This is a genomic window from Streptomyces sp. 2A115, from assembly GCF_052245575.1.
In the GTDB taxonomy this organism is placed as follows: domain Bacteria; phylum Actinomycetota; class Actinomycetes; order Streptomycetales; family Streptomycetaceae; genus Streptomyces.
Map to the genome: position 1 here is coordinate 13,480 of NZ_JBQQCG010000058.1, position 21,243 is coordinate 34,722.

General features: G+C 68.2%; 17 protein-coding genes and 1 pseudogene. 7 read left to right on the top strand and 11 right to left on the bottom strand.

Annotation, left to right across the window (positions count from 1 at the left end; genetic code table 11):
- Positions 1-34: 34 nt before the first annotated feature.
- The 5 genes from ACTWQR_RS37155 to ACTWQR_RS37175 all read right to left on the bottom strand — a co-directional run bounded on the left by ACTWQR_RS37155 (position 35) and on the right by ACTWQR_RS37175 (position 7,879).
- Positions 35-841 carry a hypothetical protein gene (locus tag ACTWQR_RS37155; RefSeq protein WP_443231643.1) on the bottom strand — a complete coding sequence of 269 codons (807 nt, stop codon included), beginning with the start codon at positions 839-841 and terminating at the stop codon, positions 35-37.
- A 161-nt stretch (positions 842-1,002) separates the two neighbouring features.
- Complete coding sequence (locus ACTWQR_RS37160; protein WP_443231644.1) at positions 1,003-3,306, bottom strand: hydantoinase B/oxoprolinase family protein; 2,304 nt, start codon at positions 3,304-3,306, stop codon at positions 1,003-1,005.
- 28 nt (positions 3,307-3,334) lie between these two features.
- A complete protein-coding gene (locus ACTWQR_RS37165; RefSeq protein WP_443231645.1) occupies positions 3,335-5,461 on the bottom strand; it encodes a hydantoinase/oxoprolinase family protein in 2,127 nt (708 codons plus the stop codon).
- A 27-nt stretch (positions 5,462-5,488) separates the two neighbouring features.
- Positions 5,489-5,905 carry an acetone carboxylase subunit gamma gene (locus ACTWQR_RS37170; RefSeq protein WP_443231646.1) on the bottom strand — a complete coding sequence of 139 codons (417 nt, stop codon included), beginning with the start codon at positions 5,903-5,905 and terminating at the stop codon, positions 5,489-5,491.
- A 45-nt stretch (positions 5,906-5,950) separates the two neighbouring features.
- Positions 5,951-7,879 (bottom strand): hydantoinase/oxoprolinase family protein, encoded by a 1,929-nt coding sequence (locus ACTWQR_RS37175; RefSeq protein ID WP_443231647.1) that lies wholly within the window; start codon positions 7,877-7,879, stop codon positions 5,951-5,953.
- A 341-nt stretch (positions 7,880-8,220) separates the two neighbouring features.
- Between ACTWQR_RS37175 and ACTWQR_RS37180 the strand changes: the two genes are divergently transcribed.
- A complete protein-coding gene (locus ACTWQR_RS37180) occupies positions 8,221-9,933 on the top strand; it encodes a sigma-54-dependent Fis family transcriptional regulator (RefSeq protein ID WP_443231648.1) in 1,713 nt (570 codons plus the stop codon).
- 8 nt (positions 9,934-9,941) lie between these two features.
- Here ACTWQR_RS37180 and ACTWQR_RS37185 read toward each other — a convergent pair.
- The 4 genes and pseudogenes from ACTWQR_RS37185 to ACTWQR_RS37200 all read right to left on the bottom strand — a co-directional run.
- Positions 9,942-10,152: pseudogene (locus ACTWQR_RS37185) on the bottom strand (transposase); the annotation flags it as partial.
- Between the two features lie 18 nt (positions 10,153-10,170).
- Positions 10,171-11,592, bottom strand: a complete 1,422-nt coding sequence (locus ACTWQR_RS37190; protein ID WP_443231649.1) for a phytoene desaturase family protein — start codon at positions 11,590-11,592, stop codon at positions 10,171-10,173.
- Positions 11,589-13,355 carry a DUF3556 domain-containing protein gene (locus ACTWQR_RS37195; RefSeq protein WP_443231650.1) on the bottom strand — a complete coding sequence of 589 codons (1,767 nt, stop codon included), beginning with the start codon at positions 13,353-13,355 and terminating at the stop codon, positions 11,589-11,591. The genes ACTWQR_RS37190 and ACTWQR_RS37195 overlap by 4 nt, the downstream gene beginning before the upstream one ends.
- A gap of 127 nt (positions 13,356-13,482) precedes the next feature.
- On the bottom strand, positions 13,483-14,868 hold the full coding sequence (locus ACTWQR_RS37200) for a class I adenylate-forming enzyme family protein (protein ID WP_443231692.1): 1,386 nt from the start codon (positions 14,866-14,868) through the stop codon (positions 13,483-13,485).
- On the opposite strand from ACTWQR_RS37200, the gene ACTWQR_RS37205 reads away from it, so the two are divergent.
- Entirely contained in the window at positions 14,788-14,985 is a 198-nt protein-coding gene (locus tag ACTWQR_RS37205; protein ID WP_443231694.1) for a hypothetical protein, read from the top strand. The genes ACTWQR_RS37200 and ACTWQR_RS37205 overlap by 81 nt on opposite strands.
- 111 nt (positions 14,986-15,096) lie before the next feature.
- A complete protein-coding gene (locus ACTWQR_RS37210; protein ID WP_443231651.1) occupies positions 15,097-16,362 on the top strand; it encodes a PucR family transcriptional regulator in 1,266 nt (421 codons plus the stop codon).
- Positions 16,363-16,815: 453 nt separating this feature from the next.
- Here the strand turns inward: ACTWQR_RS37210 and ACTWQR_RS37215 are convergent, their stop codons facing one another.
- Positions 16,816-17,565, bottom strand: coding sequence for a helix-turn-helix transcriptional regulator (locus ACTWQR_RS37215; protein WP_443231652.1), 750 nt, complete (start codon positions 17,563-17,565; stop codon positions 16,816-16,818).
- Between the two features lie 116 nt (positions 17,566-17,681).
- Between ACTWQR_RS37215 and ACTWQR_RS37220 the strand changes: the two genes are divergently transcribed.
- Together ACTWQR_RS37220 and ACTWQR_RS37225 are read left to right on the top strand one after the other, a co-directional pair.
- Positions 17,682-18,233 carry a DUF2231 domain-containing protein gene (locus ACTWQR_RS37220; protein ID WP_443231653.1) on the top strand — a complete coding sequence of 184 codons (552 nt, stop codon included), beginning with the start codon at positions 17,682-17,684 and terminating at the stop codon, positions 18,231-18,233.
- 23 nt (positions 18,234-18,256) lie between these two features.
- Complete coding sequence (locus ACTWQR_RS37225) at positions 18,257-18,691, top strand: hypothetical protein (RefSeq protein ID WP_443231654.1); 435 nt, start codon at positions 18,257-18,259, stop codon at positions 18,689-18,691.
- A 147-nt stretch (positions 18,692-18,838) separates the two neighbouring features.
- On the opposite strand, the gene ACTWQR_RS37230 is transcribed toward ACTWQR_RS37225, so the two are convergent.
- Complete coding sequence (locus ACTWQR_RS37230) at positions 18,839-19,813, bottom strand: SDR family NAD(P)-dependent oxidoreductase (RefSeq protein ID WP_443231655.1); 975 nt, start codon at positions 19,811-19,813, stop codon at positions 18,839-18,841.
- A 79-nt stretch (positions 19,814-19,892) separates the two neighbouring features.
- On the opposite strand from ACTWQR_RS37230, the gene ACTWQR_RS37235 reads away from it, so the two are divergent.
- Together ACTWQR_RS37235 and ACTWQR_RS37240 are read left to right on the top strand one after the other, a co-directional pair.
- Positions 19,893-20,477, top strand: a complete 585-nt coding sequence (locus ACTWQR_RS37235) for a TetR/AcrR family transcriptional regulator (RefSeq protein ID WP_443231656.1) — start codon at positions 19,893-19,895, stop codon at positions 20,475-20,477.
- Positions 20,478-20,757: 280 nt separating this feature from the next.
- Positions 20,758-21,024 carry a hypothetical protein gene (locus tag ACTWQR_RS37240; protein WP_443231657.1) on the top strand — a complete coding sequence of 89 codons (267 nt, stop codon included), beginning with the start codon at positions 20,758-20,760 and terminating at the stop codon, positions 21,022-21,024.
- Positions 21,025-21,243 lie beyond the last annotated feature (219 nt).

Sequence of the window (21,243 nt, forward strand, 5' to 3'; positions counted from 1 at the left end):
TGTTCCCCTTTCAGACGAGCTCTCGTACGAGCCTTCAGGCGAGCTTGGCGAGTTGGGAGAGAACGGTCTCGGGCACGGCGTCCGCCGGGATGTCGGCGACGAGGAAGTCACCCGAGGGCTCGTGCGCGTCGTCGGTGAGCCAGTAGGTGTGCGGGATCAGGGTCCCGGTGACGGTCGAACCGAGGAGGCCGACGCCGTCCTGGGTCCGTCGGCCGAGCGTCCACCGGTAGTGGTCGGTGAGGTTGGAGACGGGCTTGTACGCCGAGTCCTCGACAAGCGGCAACTGCTGTGTACCGGGGCCGCGATCGTCGAGAAGCAACAACGTCACCGGAAGGGCCGACAGCCGCCGTAGCCAGTCCGCGACGTACATGGCGGCGTTCTCCGCGTGGTCGGCAGTGAGGTCGGTCACGGAGCCGGCGCCACTGAGCGCATGGGTTCGTGCCAGCCAGCACATGGGGGAGGGGATCTGCAGGATCAGTGGCGCCCCGGAGGTCTGCGCCACGACACCGGCCAGCTCGACGGCCCGGCCGGCGACCCTGGCGTCGGCCAGAAGGGTCTTGAGTGCGTATCCGGTACGGGTCCGGGCGGACAGGGACGACCTGAGCGCGTCCTCGACGGCGAGGACCTGGTCGTAGAAGGCGCCCAGGTCGAGCAGGGTGGCGTCCGGACGGAGCAGGCCCTGGGCCTGCCGTGCGTACTGCGCGTAGGCGGTCGGGTCCGTCCACGGGACCGGCCGGCCCTGGAGGATGACGGCTTGTGTGTACCGGTGGTGGTCGATGACGAGCGCGGTCCGGCGGCCCGAGGGCGGTGCGGAGACGATCGAGGTGAAGTCCGTGGCCATGAGGGATCCTGGCGTCGAGGAGTTTGAGGAACGGGGTTCGGAGAAGTACGGGCTGCGAGAAGTACGGGCCGCGGAACCCGAGGCCGGCCGGGTTCACCACCGGCGGAGCACTGGCTCCTCCACCGGTGGTGCCGATCGGGCGGACGGCCGTCGCGGATGACTCAGGACTTGCGATGCACGTCTTCGCCGTGCTTGTCCTCCAACTCGCGCACCCGGGCTTCCAGCTGTGCGACCTTCAGGTCGCGGCGGTCCGGAAGCATGACGATCGGCATCTCGGCGATCGGGGCGGTGACCCGCTGAGGTCCGTCGATACCGAACACCGTGGCGGTCAGCTCCTCGGTGTCGTCGCCCCAGGAGCCGTAGTACAGCAGGTCCTCGGCGGGCTCGGGGGTGACGAACTCCTCGATGAACTCGGCGTAGGGCTTGCCGCGCCGGAGCCGGTCCTGGCGGGCCTGGGCGCGCAGTTCCTTCGTGCCCTCGGCGTCCAGGATGAACGTGTCCGGGTCGAAGGCCACGGCGAAGATGTCCCGGGCGACCTTTTCGCTGATCCGGTTCAGTTCGACGTCCTTGACCACGGCGAGCGGGTCGCGTTCCAGGACGTCGCCGTAGCCGCCGCCGGCGCCCTGGCTCATCATGTAGAGCTCGCCGTCCTTGGCGACGTCGAACTGCAGCCCCATGTGGTCGGTCATGTACTGGCCGCCCTCGAAGGGCTGTTCGTTCATGACCTTCTCGATGGACAGGTCGAAGCGGCTGGGGTCCTCGCGCAGGACGTCGTAGACGTTGATGCCCTTGACGCGGGCCAGCGGGTAGGTGCCGCAGCCGTATCCGCCGAACATGCCGTACACGGAGGAGAACTTGGCACCTGAGGTCACTGTCATGAATCCCCACAGGGGCGTGCCCTCGCTGGCGACGATCATCTCGTAGCCCATGCCGCCGGTGTGCTTGCCGAAGCCCATGTTGTCGCGGACCAGGCGCTTGGAGACGAGTTGCATGAAGGGCACCTCCTCCTCCATGACCTCCTGCTCGGCGGTGTCGGCCATGGCGCAGAACAGCGGGGAGACGGCGTCCTCACCGTCCAGGAAAGGCTTGGCTCCGCCCGGCATCCCGTTCAGGTCCGCGCAGAGGTTGCCGACCTGGTCGCCGTGCTGGGTGACACCGCCCCACAGGAAGGTGTTGATCTGGTTGAACCAGGGAGCGATGACGTTGGAGAACTTCTCCGGGTTGGCGAACTGCAGCTTCGCCCAGGACGACTGCAGGGCCGAGAATCCGCGGAAGGACGCCTGCAGTGACTGCCCCATCGGCGCGTCGTAGCCGGCGTCCGCCCAGGTGTGCTCGTCGGAGATGATCTCGATCGGGCTCATGGCTGAGGTGCAGCGGGGCAGATCGGGCCACCAGAAGGCCAGGATGGCCTGCATGAACATCGATTTCACCGAGCACAGGGGGGAGTTGATGGCACGGTTGAGGATCTCCGGCCCGGTTCCGCGAAGGTCGACCGTCATCTTGTCGCCCTTGACGGTCACCTTGCAGGCGAGCTTGATGAGGATGTTCTCCTTGAGGGTGGAGTCCATGAACTGGTTGAAGCTGACCGTGCCGTCCGGCAGTTCGCTGATCCTGCGGCGCACTTCCTCCTCGACGTCCTCGACGGTGACGCGCAGGGCGGCCACGAAGGTCTCGACGCCGACCTCGTCGATCAGGAGGTCGATGCGCTCCATGATGCGCTGTACGGCGCCGATCTTGACCTTCAGGTCGGCCAGTTGCAGCTTGGGGTCGCGGACGGAGTGCTGCAGGAAGGTCAGCAGGTCCCGGCGTAGCTCACCCCGCTCGACGATCTTGAAGGGGCTCATGCGCAGACCGTCGTCGAACGGGGTCTCCGAGCCGGAGGGCATGCCCCCGGGCTCGCAGGCACCGTTCTCGCCCTCGTGAATGGTGGCGGCGACCCAGGCGATGATCTCGCCGTCGCGGATGACCGGCATGATCATCGACTGGTCGGTGTTGTGCACGTTGCCGTAGCGGGCGTCGTTGTGGATGAAACCGTCGCCGGGGTGGATGCCCACCGTCGGTTCGTCCTTCCAGTACTTCATGATGTACCGGATCGGATGGTGCAGGATCGCCGAGAAGGCGATCACCCCGTGGCAGGACAGGTAGGTGACGTCACCGGCGGCCGTGTAGACGGCGGTGGTGAGATCGCCCCACTTCGCACCGGGTGCCGCGCCCATGGCCTCGCACATCTCGTAGCCCTCGTCGAGGGCGCCGGCGAGCCGCTTGCGGATGCGGTCGATCTGCAGCGGGTCGACGCCCTTGGCTATGTACTCCTCCTCCAGGACCGAGCGGGGCGCGATGTGGTGGGAGCGCATGATCTCCCGGTCGGGGCCCAGGAAGAGGGTTGTCTCGTCCATGAACTGGTCGACCCAACTCTGCTCCTGGGCCGTCAGCCCGGACACCGGAGACTCGTGAATGGCGGTCATTTCGCTGCTCCTTGAAGTCTGTGGGGGCTCAGTCGCGCAGGAACCACACGGCACCTTGCGGTGTGGGTTCCAGGCGCCAACCGGGCTCGACGAGGTAGGTGGTGTTCTCGGTGGTGACGATGGCCGGGCCGGGGATCAGGTGCTGGTGGGTCAGCGTGGCGGCGTCGTGGATCGGCGTGCTGACCGGTTCGTCGGCGCCGGTGAAATGGACCTGGCGGTGGCTCAGCGGGGTCGGCACCGTGCGCTCGCCCGCGTACTCGAGTGAGTCGAACTTCACGACGTCGCCGTCGACGTACGAGGCGACGCGGATGGTCTGGACCCGGATGCCGGCCTCGGGTGCCTCGGAGCCCTTGCCGTAGCGCTGCCCGTAGATGTCGGAGAAGGTCCGGATCATGTTGAGTACGTCGCCGACTCCATGGATCCGGGCGATGTCGAACACCACGGCGGTCGTGACGAGTTGGTTGCCGTAGCGCATGTCCATCTCAAGCCGGTGGCGCACGTCCGCCGGGTCGAAGCCCTGGCGCACCAGGTCCTCCCGGCCTTTCGCCTCCAGCTGCTCGACGATGGTGTTGAACTCGTCGTACCGGTCGTAGAGCGCCCGCGTCGTGGCGTTGTACATCACCACGTGGGCGCCGCGCTCGTGGATGTGGAGCTGCTTCATGTTGCCGGCGCCCAGGGCGGAGAACACCGAGGCGAAGGGCGGCGCGAGGATCTTCCTGATACCGGCCTGGTCGGCGATGCCGCAGGCGTGCAGCGGACCGTTGCCGCCGTAGGCGAGCATCGTGAAGTCCTCGGGGAGATAGCCCCGTACCCGCAGCTCCTTGGCGATGCCGATGGCCATCTGCTCGTCGACCCCGCGCTTGATCTCCTTGGCCGCCTGGATGACGTCCATGTCGAGCTCGTCGCAGAGCGTCTCCTCGATCGCGAAGACGGACCGCCTGGGATTGAGCTTGATGAAACCGTTGGCGTAGTTGTCCGGGTCGAGATACCCGAGGAGCAGGTCGGCGTCGGTGACGGTGGCCCGCAGACCGCCACGGTCGTAACACGCCGGGCCGGGCTCGGACCCCGCCGACTCGGGACCGAGTTTGACGCCCTTGTGGATCCGGTCGTACGAGGCGATGGAGCCGCCGCCGGCTCCCAGGGTCAGCAGGTGGATCATCGGCACCGACACCAGCCAGCGGTCGATCGTCGGCTGGAAGTCGTAGTGCTTGACACCGCCCTCGGGGACCAGGCCGATGTCGAAGGACGTGCCGCCCATGTCGGTGGAGATGACATGGCCGATCCCGGTCTCACGGGACAGGTGCTCGGCCGCGCCGACGCCGGCGATGGGACCGGAGTGGATGGTCTGCAGGGCGTCGGTGGAGTTCATCTGCGCCATGCCACCGGAGTTGTGGATGACCAGCATCGGCTTGTCGTAGCCGGACTCCCGCAGATTGTTCGCGAGCTGGCTCAAGGCGTGGAACATGATCCCGTGCAGGAAACCGTCCACGATGGTGGACGTCGCGCGTACGTACTCGCCCTTGCGGCCGGACACCTGATGCCCCAACAGGACGGGGATGGCGCCGAGTTCGTGCGGCGGGTACTCCTCCAGGATGATCTCCTGGATCCGCAGCTCGTGGTCGGGGTTCTCGGTGGCGTTGGTGAGCGAGACGACCACCGCCTCGGCCCCGGCGTCCACGAGTTCGCGCACCATACTGCGCACATCCTTCTCATGGAGAGGGACGACGACCTCGCCCGCGGAGTTGACCCGCTCCTTGACCGAGCGGATGAGCTGCCGGGGAACGAGCGGCTCCGGGCGCTCGGCCGCCGCCAGGTTCTGCTGCATCGAAGGGTCAAGACCCTCGCCGTAGCCGCGGCCCCGGGACAGGGGGATGGTGTCCTCGAAGCCGTGCGTCACGATGGCGCCGACCTTGGGGCCCTTGCGTTCGATGAGCGCGTTGGTGCCGAGCGTGGTCGCGTAGCGGACGGAGTCGACCTCGGAGAGCACCTGGTCGCGGTCCAGGCCGGCCCGTGAACAGGCGAGGTCCAGGGCCTCGTTGAAACCGAGTGCCAGGTTGTGATGGGTGGTCAGTGCCTTGGCCTCGACGTACCTCTCGTCCCAGACGAAGAAGCAGTCGGTGAACGTGCCGCCGATGTCGACGGAGATGCGCTTCATGTGACGGTCTCCTTTCCGGACGAGCGGTCAGTGGGCATCGGCGGCGTGGGTGTGCCGCTGGACGTCGTCGCCGGGGCCGTACGCGACGGCCGTCATCGGGTCGGTGCCGCGCTTCTGCCACTGGGCGCGCAGCGCGTCGATGTCCCAGAGCATGTCGACGGTCGGCGGGTGGCCCGGCGGCACGTACTCGGTCTCCATCTGGGTGGCGCAGCCGGGGCAGTAGAACTCGAGGATGCGGCAGTACGTCGGGTCGGGGGAGAACGTGAACTCGTACCGCTGCGGGTCGATGATCGGCTGGTGGATCTCGCGGGGGTCGCGGTCGTAGACCAGCGTTCCCTCCTTGTAGTTGCCGCGGGCGTCGCCGAGGTCGTGGTCGCAGACCCGGCAAAGCCACCGTTCGGTGTCCAGGTCGATGAGCAGGTACTCGGTCATGGGTACGCGCATGGTGATCCGCCTTTCGTGAGCTGGAGGAGGCTGGAGGACGCGGGGTCAGCGGGTGTCGGTGAGCAGCAGGTCGCACCCGGCGGTGACGTGGAGCTGCCAGCCCTCCAGGACCCGGGCGGTGAAGAAGGGGCCCTCGACGAGGGCCGGCCCCATGGCGGTGGCGCCGGGCTGCTGATCGACGAGCGAGTAGACGGGCACGTCCTCCACCTGGTCCGGGCTCGAACGCACCCGCCTCACGCCCGATGCCACGGCCGGCCGGGGCGCGAGCGTCTCGTTGCCGGCGAGTTCGACGTGGGGGAGCGCGGCGGTGACCGTGAGCCTGAGCGAGCCGTGCAGGCCGGAGCCGACGGCCGGAGCGTCGCCGTACGCGTACGGGATCTCGGAGACCAGCGTGCCGTCCTGCTCCTCCACGACGGCGCTCCACTGAAGGACGCACGAGGCCAGCTCGTGTCCTTCCTGGAACATGTCGCGCTCGGCACGCTCAAGGAGCGAGTCGTGTACCGCCGAGGCCGCCGCGGCCGAGGGCTCCGGTAGGCCGGCCTCGTAGTTCTGCCCGATGTCGGAGAAGCTGATGCCGAAGGCGGAGAAGACCGCCGCGAGTTTCGGGACGAGCACGGTCTTGACGCCGCTGAGCCGGGCGGCGCCGCAGGCGCTCATCGGGCCGGCGCCGCCGAAGGCCGCGATGGTCGTGTCCGCGGCGTCCTCGATGCTGTCGGCGAACGCGTTCGCCACCGTGGCGAAGTACGCCGCCTCCATCCGCAGGAGTGCCTCTTCGAGGCTGACGCCCAGCGGCTCGGCGACGGTGGCGGTGATGACCGCCTTCGAACGCTCCGCGTCGAGGCTGAAGTCGCCGTCCAGGTAGGTCGTGGGGTCCAGCACGCCGAGCAGCAGGTTGACGTCGGTGATGGTGGCGCTCTTGCCACCGAACCCGAAGCAGGCCGGGCCGGGCGCCGCGCCGACGCTCTCCGGCCCGACCGTGATGCGGCCGTCCCGGACGGTGATGACCGAGCTGCCGCCGACACCGCTGGAGTGGACGTCGCTCATGGGGAACGAGATCGGTACGCCCTTGACCGAGCCGCGCCGCTCGACTGCGATCTGGTGGTCCTTGACGGACCCGACATCCGTGGTCGTCCCCCCGACGTCGATCATCAGGACGTGCCCGAGGCCGTACGCCCTGGCCAGGGCGCGGGTGCCCTCAAGGCCGCCGCGTGGACCCGAGGAGTACGTCTTGAGCGCGACTGACTTGGCCACCCGGGAGGAGGCGCCGTCGTTGCGGTAGATGAGCAGTGGGTTCTTCACGCGGTGCGACCGGAGCCGGTCCTCGGCGTTGTAGAGGAAGCGTTCCATCGTCGGGTGCAGGAATGCGTTGATCACTCCTGACCAGATTCGGCGCGAGCGCACCCGGTCGGCGGTGAACTCCCAGGAGTAGAGGATCGGCACCGAGCCCAGCAGGTGCCGGGGAAATCTGCGCAGCAGGATGCCGCGCAGCCGCCGCTCGTCCGAGCCGCCGGAGTCACCGACCGCGACGACGATGCGCGCCGCACCGTCGGTGGTCAGCTTGTTGACCCGCTGCACGAGGTCGAAGCTGAGGGACTCCTCGTCAGCGCGTGGATCGATGGTGGCGACCCGGTTGCCGATGAGGTCGTCGAAGAGACTGGCCTCGCTCTCGGTCGACCGCAGCTCCGCGACGACCGTCGGGTCGTCGGTGATGAGGCCGATGCGGGGACCCTTACGCTCCACCAGGGCGTTGGTGCCCTGGGTGGTCGAGTACCGGATGTGCCGTGTGCTGTGCAGCAGGGCCTCGATGTCGGCGGCACCGTAGACGGCCTCCGACGCCTTGGTGATGCCGTCGAAGAGGCATTTGGACAGGTCGTACGGGGTGGTCAGCGTCTTGGTGTACGTGAAGTCCTGACCGTCCCAGACGCAGATGTCGGTGAGCGTCCCACCGTTGTCGATGTTGATCAGACGTTGCATGAAGGATTCCCTTACGGCTGCGAGGGATGTCGGTGACGCAGGTCTCCGGCGGGCGGCTCCCAGGAGAACTGGCGACAAATGTGCGCCTTGTTGCAGGCGGCGGCGTGTCCCACATTCGGACACTTGCGAGAGTCGCCGTTCTGGTCAGGGCCCTTCCCTGGGAGGGTTCGGGTCGAGAAGATCGAAGGATCCCCACATGGAAGTGGTGCCAGATGGAGGCTGCCGACCGGCGAGTCGCGATCGCTGCCGCTCGCACTGGGTTTCTCACATCCGGATCGGCCGTGGAAGGCAGGGTCAACGACGCCGTGGCCGCGTCGTGGCGGCGCTCACGCATTGCCGGCGTGGATGCCAGCACCTCTCAGGCGGCCTTCCACGACGACCTGGACATGTCCAGCCGACTGGTCCGCTGCTCACAGCCGATCATCGACCGGCTGAGCGAGGAGACCGCGGAGATACCGCTCAGCATCGCCCTGAGCGACGGGAAGGCCCGGGTACTGACCCGCGTCGACACCGCCCGGACGATCGGACTGATGCTCGACAACGTCTCCTTCGCCCCCGGCTTCGGCTACGCCGAGGGCGGGATCGGGACGAACGGCGTCGGCACGGTATTCGAGTCCGGCCAGCCGATCCACATCGTCGGACCCGAACACTTCCATGAGTGCCTGCAGCCGTTCGCGTGCTCCGGGGCCCCCGTACGGGATCCGCTCAGCGGCCGTATCGAAGGCGTCCTCGACATCAGCTGCCTGACCGAGCACTCGAATCCGCTGATGCACTCGCTGGTCAGGGCCGCCGCCCACGAGATCGAACGCAATCTGCTGCTCGACCGCAGCCACAGGCAGCAGGCCCTCTTCGAGACGTTCGTCCGCGTCGACGCACGCTCGCGGGACGCTGTCATCGCACTCGGCGGAACGGTGACGATGGCCAACGCCTTCGCCCACGTTCTGCTCACACCGGCGGAACAGCAGACCGTCCAGGACCACGCGCGCCACCTCATGAGCCGCCGGGACCGCGCCGTGGACCAGTTGGAGCTGAGCACCGGGAAGGTCGTCCGCGTCCGCGGCACCCGTATCACCGCGGGGCACGACGCGGTGGGCGTCGTCGTCGAGGTCGCTCTGGTGGCGGAGGGCAGTCCCGACAGGCCGAGCCCCCCGGCCGCCGAAGAGGCGGTCCCCCCTCCGGCCATGGACACCGGAGCGGGCCTGAACCTGTCGCAGCTTCTCACGCCCTCCACTCTGAGCGGCAGCGGCCGGTCGCCCCTGTGGAAACGCGCCTGCAGGGACATCGCGTCGGCCCTGTCCCGCCATGAGGCGCTCCTGGTCATGGGAGAGACCGGTACCGGCAAGTTCTCACTCGTCGCCGAGATCTATCACCGGGTCAATCCCGGTGGCCGCAGCGTGCTCATCGACGCGGTGGACATCTCGCACTCGAGCTACACCGACGCGGAGGTCGCCCTGGAGGCGACAGCCCTTCCGACGCTGTACATCTTCCGGAAGATAGACCAGCTGTCGACCGAGGGAGTCGAACGGCTCAACACGTTCCTGCTCGCCCTGGCCGACAGCGACCGGCCTGTCTATGTCGCCGCCACGCTGTCCGATGCCAACATCGACTCCGACCTGCCGTTCCACGACCTCCTGGCGCACTTCCAGCAGGCCGCGACGGTGCCACCGCTGCGCCACCGCACTGAGGACATCCCCGCGGTGGTCGTCCAGGTACTCAACAAGATCTCCGCGAAACGGGACACCCGGGTCAGCCCTGCGGCGCTGCGCGTGATCTGCCACTACTCCTGGCCCCACAACATCACCCAGCTCGAGGACGCCTTGTCCGCGGCGCTGGTCAGACGGCCCGTCGGAGAGATCCAGCCCCAGGACCTGCCCGGATACTGCCACAACGCGGCCAGGCGCCAGCTCACCGGCATGGAGGCCATCGAGCGCGACGCCATCATCAAGGCACTCCACGACGCCAACGGCAACCGCGTCCAGGCCGCGGCAGCACTCGGGATAGCGCGCTCGTCGCTGTACCGCAAGCTCAAGAGCTTCGGTGTCACGACGATCTAAGTGCCGCATCAGACAACCTTCGCCCTGTTGACGACTTCGCGGAGGCGTTCGTCGGCGGCATGCTTGTTGCGCCAGGTGGATGTAGCGGCGGATCATGCTGCCCTGCTCTTTGTGGCTGGCGTGGTCGGTGCCGTCGAGTGCGACGAAGCGCAGGGCGGTGAATTTGGCCTCAATACGGTTGAGCCAGGAGCTGTTGGCCGGGGTGCAGGCGATCTCCACACCTCGGCGTCAAGGGCCTCAGGTCTGCCCTTGGAGGTGGCGCAGAGCTCGTGCGGCGGCGTGGGCTCCGCACATGCCGTGCGCGCCGGGGCCGGGCGGGGTGGCCGCGGAGCACAGGTAGTGGCCGGGCAGACCGGTGTCGTACGGGTGCAGGGTGGGCCGCGGGCCGAACAGCAGCTGGGGGATGTCCTTGGCGCCGGTCATGATGTTGCCGCCGACGTAGTTCGGGTTGTACGTGGCGAATCCGGGGGTGGTGCGCACCGCGGTGCCGACGATCCGGTCCCGGAATCCCGGGGCGAACCGCTCGATCTGGGCGGTGATCGCTCCTGTGGCGTCGCCGGACCAGCCGGCCGGTACGTGGGCGTAGGTCCACACCGGGTGCACGTCTCCGGCCGATCGCAGGGGATCGGCCAGATACTGCTGGCCGACCAGGACGAACGGCCGATCGGGCATCCGTCCGGCGTGGATGTCCCGCTCCGTGGCCGCGATCTCGGGGTACGTGCCGCCGACGTGCACCGTGCCGGCCCGCCGCGCCGCTTCGGCGGTCCAGGGCACGCCGCCCTCGACCGCGAAGTCGACCTTGAACGCCCCTGGCCCGTACCGGAACCGCCGGTAGGCACGGGCGACCCGGGGCGGCAGCTGGTCACCCAGGATGTCGGCCAGTGCGGTGGGCGCCACATCCCAGAGAGTCACGCCCGTGGGCGGCAGTTCGGAGGCCGACCGCACCCGCACGCCCGTCTCGATCTTCCCGCCGAGGTCGGTCAGCAGTGCGGCCATGGCGTCGGTGATACGGCGTGATCCTCCGACGGCCACGGCCCAGCCGTGCCGGTGCCCCGCGGTGAGGATGCCGAGTCCGATAGCGGCGCTCAGTGGCCGGTCGAGAGGGTGGAAGGCGTGTGCCGCCACGCCGCCCCACAGTGCCCGCGCCTCCTCGGTTGTGAACGCCTTGCCCAGCAGCGACGCGGGGGCCAGCGCGGGGACGCCGAAGCGGGCGAGTCGGATGGGGTGCCGTGGGATGCGGAGCAGCGGGCCGAGGATGTCGGCGTCGAAGGTGTCGTATGCCGCCGACGGGCCGTCGAACAGCCACCGCCAGCGTCGGCCGTCGCCGCCGAGACCCGCCGCGGTCTCGGTGACCGAGCGGTGCAGCACCCCTGCCGTGCCGCTGTCCAGCGGATGTACGCAGTCGATCTCCGGCAGCGCCCACCGCAGCCCGTAGCGGTCCAGGCCGAGCTCGCGCAGGAACGGTGAACCGACAGTCATCGGGTGGACGGCCGAGCAGTGGTCGTGCAGCAGCCCGGGAAGGATCGCCTCACCGGAGCGGGTGCCGCCTCCGATCTCGTCGGCCGCCTCGAGGACGGTGACCTGTACGCCCTCCCGGGCCAGTGCGATGGCGGCGGCCAGCCCGTTGGGGCCGGCGCCGACCACGATTGCCGTACTCATGTCGCCAAGCTTTCCACCGTGCCCTGCTGCCCCACCACCGGCGACGACTGCCCGCGGGTCCAGGTCACGTCGAGCGGGATCGGGCCGTTCGGCAGCCACGGCTGCTCCTTGACCGCGTCTGCGACCTTCCACGTACCGCGCTCGATGACCCCGAGCGCGGCGTCGATCACCTGGTAGTGCTGCACCTTGCGGTGGATGGCCTGCGACTCCACCCATACGACGATCCACTCGCCCGGGGCGAACCCGACCTGGGACTGCACGGCGTTGACGAGGTCGATGTTGTGCAGGTGGCCGTCGCCGAAGTTGAACCCGATCAGCGAGTTGCACGCGAACTCGGCCTCGCGCACGGTCCGTTGGTCGAGGTCGGGAAGGTTCTTCATGAGGACGGAGAACAGGCCGCGGCCCTGGCTGTGCATCGACCGCCAGGCGATCGTCTGCTGCATGGTGATCTCGGCGACCGCCTGCGGGTAGCCCATCGCCTGGAGCTGGTCGACCTGGTTGGTGGTCGGGCGGTGCGGCAGGGAGTTCAGCTTCTGCTCCGCGTCCGGCGCGAAGACCCACAGTGCGGAGGCCCAGTTGCCCGCGTACTGGCGCATCGAGGGCAGGAACGACACCAGGTCCGGGCGCAGATTGCCCAGCACGGGGAAGAACAGAAGCGCGGCGGCGATCCCGATGGTCAGCCACGGCGAGGACATGTCGCCGACGCCGTAGCCGTCCTGGGCCGGGAAGCCGAGGAACAGGAAGACCGACAGGTACGCGAACAGGATGTTCCACTCCAGCGGCACCGCCAGCGGGAACGTCGAGACGATGAAGAGGTGGAAGACGACCATCAACGCCACGCCGGCGACGGTCAGCCAGTGGTTCGTGGAGAAGAGCAGCACCAGCGGGGTGATGATCTCGACGGTGGTGCCACCGACGTGCGCGATGACGGTCGCGGCCTTCGACGGGCGGATGTCATGGGGAAAGTCGCGGTAGTGGAGCCGCTTGATCCGCCTCGACGGGACACAGGGGCTGTTGGAGACCATCGGCGACACGACGTTGGTGAAGTGAAGCCCGAACTTCGACACCCCGGCGCCGATCCACACCACGCAGATCAGCAGCTTCGCCGCGACGATCATGTCGGTGAGGGGCAGGACGGCGAAGAACACCAGCGCGGGCAGGTACTGCTCGCCCCGGGCGGCCAGGAAGAGCGTCTTGTCCCGCAGGCCGCACGCGACGTACAGCGCGATCGGCGCGATCAGCAGGGCCGGGCGCACCAGTCCGTCGGTGGGCACCGCGACCGCTGTCAGCAGGGCCGCCAGGAACGCCAGGTAGAGGACGACATCGACCACCGTACGGCGGTCGCCGTCGGTGAACGGCAGCCGCTTCCAGGGACGCAGCCGGATGGTGCCGGGCCGGGCCCAGAACAGGATGCCGCCGGTCATCGGCTTGAACTTGCCCGCGATCGGGCCCCAGGAGCCGGCCACGCCCAGCGCCTCCAGGAAGACCGTCCAGAGCAGGAGCTTCTGGTAGACGTCCGGCTGGTCCCACCAGTGGGCGACGTCCCAAAACGGTCCGGCGTCCGAGGTCCAGGTCACCAGGGCCGTACCGGCGAGGACGTACAGGAAGAGGACCTTGACCACGTACGTCGTCGGAATCATCTTCGGCGAGCCGAAACCGTACTCCACCCAGTGCAGGGCCAACGTTTTCATGCGTTCCTGAAGAGGCTTGTCCAGGAAAGTTTCCGGATCGACCGGCGGGAAGTCACCTGTTTTGAACCCCATTGTTCTCGCCTTTCTCGTACCGATTTTCGGGCGTGCTGATCCACACCGGAAATGCGCATGGACAATGTCCGGGTGGTGTGGTGTGGTGTGGGGTGGTGAGGTGGGTGTGATGCGGGGTGATTGTGCTTTACGAGCTCACCGTGAATGAGCGCAGGCGGGGTTTGTCGATCTTCCCCACCGGATTCTTCGGTAGCGACTCGGTGACCTGGACCGACACCGGTACCTTGACGCGGGCCAGCGAGCCCCGGCAGTGCTCGACGAGCTCCTCGGCCGTGGCGGCGGCACCCGGCAGCAGCGTGACGTACGCGACCGGCACCTCACCGAGCACCGGTTCGGGTGCGCCGACCACCGCCGCTTCGAGCACCGCAGGGTGGGTGTGCAGAACGTTCTCGATCTCCTTGGGGTAGATGTTCTCCCCGCCTCGGATGATCATGTCCTTGATCCGGTCGACCAGTACGAGATGGCCGTCCGTGTCGAAGCGCCCGACGTCGCCGGTGTGCAGCCAGCCGTCGACGACGGTCCTGGCCGTCTCGTCCGGCAGCCCGAGATAGCCGCGCATGACGTTCGGGCCACGGACCACCACTTCGCCCACCGATCCGGCGTCGAGGAGGTGGCCCTCGGCGTCCATCACGGCGACCGTCTGCCCCGGCAGCGGGAGCCCGACCGTCCCCGGCTTGCGCGGCCCGGCGGGCGGGTTCAGTGTCGACGCGCAGGTGCCCTCGGACAGCCCGTAGCCCTCGACGACCGGCACCCCGAACCGGTTCTCGAACCGGACGATCAGCTCGGCGGGCATCGGCGCGGCCCCGCAGATGGCCCGGCGCAGCGATGAGGTGTCCGGGCGCACGTCGTCCGGCAGCGAGATGAGCATGGCGTAGATCGCCGGGACCGCCGAGAAGTACGTCGGCCGCGCTGCCTCGACCGAGGCGAAGAAGGCCGACGCCCGGAAGCGCCCCGCGATCGTCGCCCGCCCACCGGCCAGCAGGGGCGACAGGACGCTCACCACGATCCCGTTGACGTGGAACAACGGCAGAACCAGCAGGCTGTGATCGGTCTCGTCCAGGCCGATGCCGTCGACGATCATCCGGCACATCGCGGCGATGTTGGAGTGGTCGAGCATGACGCCCTTCGGGCGGCCGGTGGTCCCGCTCGTGTAGATGATCAGGGCGAGGGCGTCGGAGGCGGGGGAGACGGCCTCCGGGGACCGGTCAGCCGCGCCGGCGAACGCGGCCACGTCCAGGGTTCCCATGCCGCGGCCTTCGGTGATCACCACCTTGGCCCCGGAATCCTCGATCTGATGGCGGGCCTCGGCTTCGGTCAGCCCGGGATTCACCGGCGTGACCGCGGCGCCCAGCCGCCATGCCGCGAACATGATGACGACGAGATCCAAACGGTTCGCCAACGCGACCGCGACCACATCGCCGACACCTACTCCGTGAACACGGAGAACACCGGCCGCAGACCGGACACGCTGCAAAAAAGCGTCATTGTCCAGCTGCTCGCGATCATCCGCGATACACGGTCCGGTGGGATTCTGGCCGGCCCGGAAATCCGGCAATTCGGCGATGTGCTGCACGATTTCCTCACCATTGAGTCGCGCCGGACGAAAATATTAGGCAAACGCAATAACTGAAAGGTAGGCAGGGGAAACCCGTCCGGCCATGGGCTCGCGTCCCAGCCCGGACCCACCTCTTTGTGCCGCCGTCACAAAGCGGGAGGCGGACGTCTCGGGTACGGTCCGGCCATGAGCGCCGCCCATGTCAACGTCGACGTGATCGTGCGGGACGTCGCCAGGCGCACCCAGGCCGATCTCGAGAACCTCACCACCGAGATGACCTCGATGTTCGTCGACGTCATCCCCGAGTTCCGTCACGACGACGCCGTGCGACGACTGATGGTCGCCAGCACCGCGTCGAACCTGGCGGCGATTGTCGACATGCTTGCGCTGAACATCTCCATCGACGACATCACCGTCCCACCGGCCGCGGCGGAGTACGCCCGCCGCTTCGCCCAGCACGGCCTGTCACTGGAGGCACTGCTGCGCGCATACCGCCTCGGCGAGCACATGGTCGTCCAGCGGGCCATGACCACCCTCGGCCGTCTCGACCTGCCCACCGACGCTGCCCTGGCCACGACAAGCCAGATCGCGCGACTGACGAACAGGTACATCGACCAGATCATCGAGGGCATTATCGACATCTACGAGGACGAGCGCAGCCGGTGGGACGCACGTTCCGACGCGGCACGCGCCGCCCAGGTCCGCGCCGTACTCGACACCGAAGGGCTCGACCTCGCGTCGGCTGAGACGATGCTGTCGACGTCCCTGCGCGGATGGCACCTCGCCGCGATCATCTGGACGCAGCCCGGTTCACCCGACCCTGACGCGGCCCGACTGCGCGCCGGCGCAGCCATGTTGTCCGCGGCCACCGGCCAGACTCCACTGACGATCTCGGCGGATGAGCGAACGTACTGGGTCTGGATCTCATCCACCGCGAAACCGACCCTCAACCGCCCCCTGCTGGAACATGAACTGGGCAAGCACCCGGCACTCCGGATCGCCGTCGGCGACGACCCGTCCCCCGGACTCGACGGCTTCCGGCAGACCTTCCGGGACGCTCAGCGCGCCCGCACGGTCGCCGTCACCGCGGCCGACCCGCACCGCGCGCTCGTCCTCCACTCTCAGGTCGCGCTCGCCGGCCTCCTCGTCGATCACCTCGCCGACGTCAGGGCGTGGGCCGCACGCGTCCTCGGCGGCCTCATGCGCGACGACGACGCCACGCTCCGCCTGCGCGAGACCGTGCAGGTATTCCTGGACGCCCAGGGCAGTTTCACCGACGCCGCCGCGCGCATGCACGTCCACAAAAACACCGTCCACTACCGCGTACGCAAGGCTGAGGAGATCCTCGGCCACCCCCTCACCGAGAACCGCCTGAACATCGAGGTGGCCCTGCTGGCCTGTGCGCAGCTCGGACTCGGAGGAGCAGGCACACAGACGGCACGCGACAACTGATCACCGAGGACAGCACAAAGGCCCGGGTTTATGACCTGGGCCTTCGTCATGGAGCGGTGGACGAGAACCGAACTCGCGCCCTCGGCTTGGGAAGAGACGGCGCTTGCCGGGGAAGGAGCCAAACTGCCGCTGGGTGGCAAGACAAGGATCCGTGCCCTGTCCGTGCCCGTAAGAACGGGCAGCCATCATCATCCTCTCTGCGCGCGGTGAGGATACCGACCGGATCCCTGGCCTTGAGATCGGTGCCGACGACTATGTCGCGAAGCCGTTCAGTCCGCGGAACGTCAGAGCAGGGGGACACGTGACCTGGTGGGGCGCCCGGGGGTCGTCGCTGCCCTCGGCGGGCCACCCCATCCGGACGGGAACCCGGCGTGGCCTGTCGACTGTCCAGGGGAGTGCGGTGGACGCGCTCGGCTGGTGCGCGGGATTGCGGCGAGCTGCTTGCGGTCGTGGCTATGCGGGTGCGTCGCGGGTGCAAGTGGCGTCGGCTGTCTCCGTTCCGTCGCCCTCGGGTGTGGGACCGGTGCGCAGCTCGACGCAGCAGACGCCTGCGCGAGGGGTCAGCACGGCGGTGGTTTCCTGGGTCTTGGTGGCGGTCAGGTAGCCGCGCAGGAAGGCGTGGTTCATGCCACAGACCAGGCGCGGTGCCTGCGCGGCGACGGGATGGAAGGGGCAGTTGTGCAGAACGATGCGATCGGCCCCTTCGGATGCGGGTTCGAAACCGAGTGACTCGAGGAACGCGGTGACGTCGACGGCGCAGGCCCCGGCGCCCAGTGCCTCGCCCCGGGTGCGGGCGACACGCAGTGCCGCCTCCTGCGCACTCTCCTGCGGCAGTTGTGCCGTCAGTGCCTCGGCCAGCAGTGAGGCCAGCAGGTCGTGGCGGCGTGGCGGAAGGCTCACCGAGAGGGGGTGCGGGCTGGGCTCGTACACCTTCGGCGCGCGGCCCACGCGGCGCGGCCCGTGGCCGCCGTGCCGGGCCTGCAGCAGCCCCGCCTCCACGAGCTTGTCCAGGTGAAAGGCCGCGAGCTTGCGCGAGATCCCGACCGCCGCTGACGCCTCCTCGCGGGTCACCGGCCGCCGGGCACGCCGTACGAATGCGAGCAGCCTGCGCCTCGACTCGTCGCCGAGGACGGCGAGCGCGGCGAGCGCGTCGGCGCCGGGCCCCGGCCGTGCCGACGCGGCTGCGTTCGGTTCGGACGTCACGCGCTCACCGTAACCCCGGCGAGTGGCGCTGTGGGCAGGCCGGCCTCCTCTGTTTGACGGCCGCCGGAATAAGGCCAAGACTTGTTGGTGAAATACCTCATGGCGAGGTGGTACCCATGACGGTGAACAATGATCTGCGTCAGGCGAAGCAGCCGGTCAGCGCCGCGCTGGCGGGCCCTTACGGGCATCCGTTTCATCCGATCCTGGTCACTGTGCCGATCGGGGCCTGGGTGGGCAGCCTGGTCTTCGACATCGCCTCCCGGATCGTCGACCGGCCGGGCTTCCTGGCTCACGGATCAGCCTGGCTGATCGCCATCGGTGTGCTCGGCGCGCTGGCCGCGGCCAGCGTCGGTTTCCTTGACCTGTTCGCCATCCCCACCGGCACTCCGGCCTTCCGCACGGGCCTGGTGCACATGGCGCTGAACCTCGGCGTCACCGCCGCCTACGCGGCCGGTTTCGCGTGGAGGCAGGTCGGCGACTACCCGGAGGAGCAGGGCGTCGGATACGGGCAACTGGTGCTCTCCGCCGCTGCCCTCGCGGTCCTCGGCGTCTCTGGCTACCTCGGCGGCAAACTCGCCTACCGCTACGGCGTCCGTGTGGCTGCCGAAGACGTCCAGGCCGACGGCTTCCGCACCCACTCCGACCGGCCGCCCGGCCCGCACGCCTGAAAACAGAACCGCTGGAGGACACCATGGACATTGCCGCTCTTGTCGCGTGGGTGGTCACCGCCCTCGGCGGATTCGTCCTCCTCGCCCGCTGGATCGGACGCGGCGGTCTGCGCCAGCAGCAGAGCCGAACCACACACTTCCCCGCGCCGCTCGTCTTCGGCCATTTCCTCCTCGCCGCGGCCGGACTGATCCTCTGGATCGTCTACCTGGCCGCGGACGGCGACGCGTTGGCGTGGACGGCCTTCGGGGTGCTTGTCGCCGTCGCCCTGCTCGGTTTCACCCTGTTCGCCCGCTGGATCCCCGTGTACCGCGCCACCGCCCCGACCACCACCGCTGGGGACGAGGCAACGCCCGCCGAACGGCACCTGCCCCTGCCCGTGGTTCTCGCCCACGGCCTCCTTGGAGCGACCACGCTCGTTCTGGTGCTCCTCGCGGCGCTCGGGGTGGGCGGCAGCTGACTCGGCGAATTTCACCTTGCCGACGACCAGGCATCGGTAACTGGGCAGCCTGATCAGCGAACGTCACCACGCCGCCTGATAGAACGGACCGGCGAAATCCGACCTGGCGTTACTACCGGTTTCGTGCCGCAGCCGAACGATTCACCATCATGGTCGAGTCATTGTCGGCTCCGGCTCGGCCGGCAGGCCGCACAGGCGCGCGGCGTCGTGCCACAGCGCTTCTTCCCGGGTCACGTCGTATGACTCGGCGGACGATGGAACGTCCTTGCCGCGATCGAGGTACGCACCGGTTGGACTCGGCCGGACGCCTTCGACGGCTGCGGCGAGTAGCTCGCCCGCGGCGTCCGGACCCGTGGCGCTGCCGGTGGCTCGGCGAAGCCGCAGCATGATGTCGACCAGGGTGCGGACCGTTGGGCCGGCGTGCCGCAGGAGACCGGTGTCAGTGACCGGTCCGGGGGTGTAGGAGTAGACGTCGATGCCGGGCGGTAGCCGGCGTGCGAGCGCATGGACCAGGTAGATCACGCCGAGCTTGCTCGTGGCGTAGGCGCGGGCGCCTGCCGAGGTGGAGCCTGACCCGCGTCCGGTGGCGGGGGAAGCGAGCCGTTCGACATCTTCCCAGCGCGGCGGTGGGGTAGTGCCCCAAGTATGAGCGAAATCGCCGAAATGCCCCTCGCTGGTGGTGATCACGAGTCGTGCCGGCGAGGTAAACCGGTCGAACAGCAGGCGGAGCAGAAGGTAGTTGGCGAGCACGTTGACGCCGAACGTCATCTCGAAGTCGTCGGCGGTGGCCCGCCTGGCCGACGGCAACACCACGCCGGCGTTGCCGAGGAAACCTCGAAGCGGCGGCAGGTCGCCGTGGTCCAGTGCCGCGCGGATGGACTGTGCGGATTCGCGGATGTCCGCGAAAGCCGCGAGGTCGCAGCGTAACGAGGTGATATGGGGATTTCCGCTGTCATCGGACAACTCGGCCGCAAGCCGCTCTCCGTCGGTGCCCCGCACAAGGATGACCAGATGAAGGTCTGGCCGCCCGCGCAACAGGTGCTGGGCGGCGACCCGGCCGATGCCCCGACTGGCGCCGGTCATAACCACGGTGCGGGTGGGGGAATGCAGGGAGGAGGCCATGGATCACCTTTTGGTACTCGATTTCAATAGGTACTCAGTACCATATGGAGGTTGATCCGGTGTCGCTACACTGGGTGGCATGACCGACCGCCTGCCGCTGCGTCTACGCAAGCAGCAGCAAGCTCGGGACAGGATCGTGGCGGCGGCCTTCGCGCTGTTCACGGAGCGTGGCTTTGCCGAGGTCACCGTGACCGAGATCGCGGAGCGGGCCGACGTGGGACGGACCACCTTCTTCCGCTACTTCGGGGACAAGCAGGAAGTCGTCTTCGCGGACGAACAGCACCTGCTGGAAGAGCTGACAGCGCGGCTGGCGGCGATTCCTGAAGGTGCTGCGACGTCACTGCCCACGGCCCTGGAACAGGTCCGCACCCTGGTCCTCGCGCTCTGCGCCGAAGGCGTCGGGGATCCGGCTCGCTACGTCGCGCATGGGCAACTGCTCGAGCACTATCCCGAATTGTTCGACCGCAACACCCGAAAACTTCACCGCTACACCAAGGTGATCGAGGAGGGTCTGGTCTCCCGTGGTGCCCCCGGCCCTACAGCTGTTCTGGCCGCCCAACTCGGCCTTGCCTGCTACCACGCCGGCTCCCGGTTGGCCGGCTCCAACGCCAGGGCTCTCGTCCCCGAAGTGGCAGCCGCCTTCGACGCGCTCGCCGAGCGGTGAGCGGCCTCAGCGGATGCCGCCCTCTCCCTCTTCGTAACCTGACGCCCGCACCGGACTCGACAACCGAGCGGATACGAGCGTCTGGCCCAGCTCCCAGACCCACCGTCGCCACTCGACGCCGGCCCGGCCGAACGGTTGCCCAGTCGTGGGCCGTTCAAAACCAGCCGGACAGAAGTGAGCACCGGAAGAGCAATGAATGGTCGCTCGACAAGTGGGCTGTCGGCACACACTTGCCTACGTCAGTTCCTCACCACCGAGGGTCCCAACGAAAGGCGCAGCCGTGAGCGGCGACATCAGTCTGCACATCGGAGCACTGTCCCCGGACCATGCCGATGACTTCGGTCTCATGTCGACGGTGACGTCCCTGGTCAATGAGGTCTATGAAGTGGCCGAGAAGGGGTTGGCCACCACCGTCCACCAGCGTGACGTCGGCGTCGGCGGGAGCTGGTGCGGTTCGCCGAGCAACGTGGCCCGGCCTCCGGGGCTGGACGTCATGCAACTGGGTGGCCGTCGACACCTTCGGGTTCTGGCAACTGATGTGAGATAACCGGTAGTTGGTAGCTGGGAAACAAGTAGTCAACCCGACGTCTGACCAGTTCGCCGTGGTTCTGCTTGTTCGGCGGTGGGCCACTTTCTCCCAAGGACTGCTCAGGTCGGCGGCGAGCAGCTGAACGAGCCTGAGGTGGGGGCGGGCGAAGATCAGTGATGCCACCGGTCGCCCGGCAGGAGCCGCGCAGCCGTGGCCGGGCCGGCCTGGCCGTTTGGA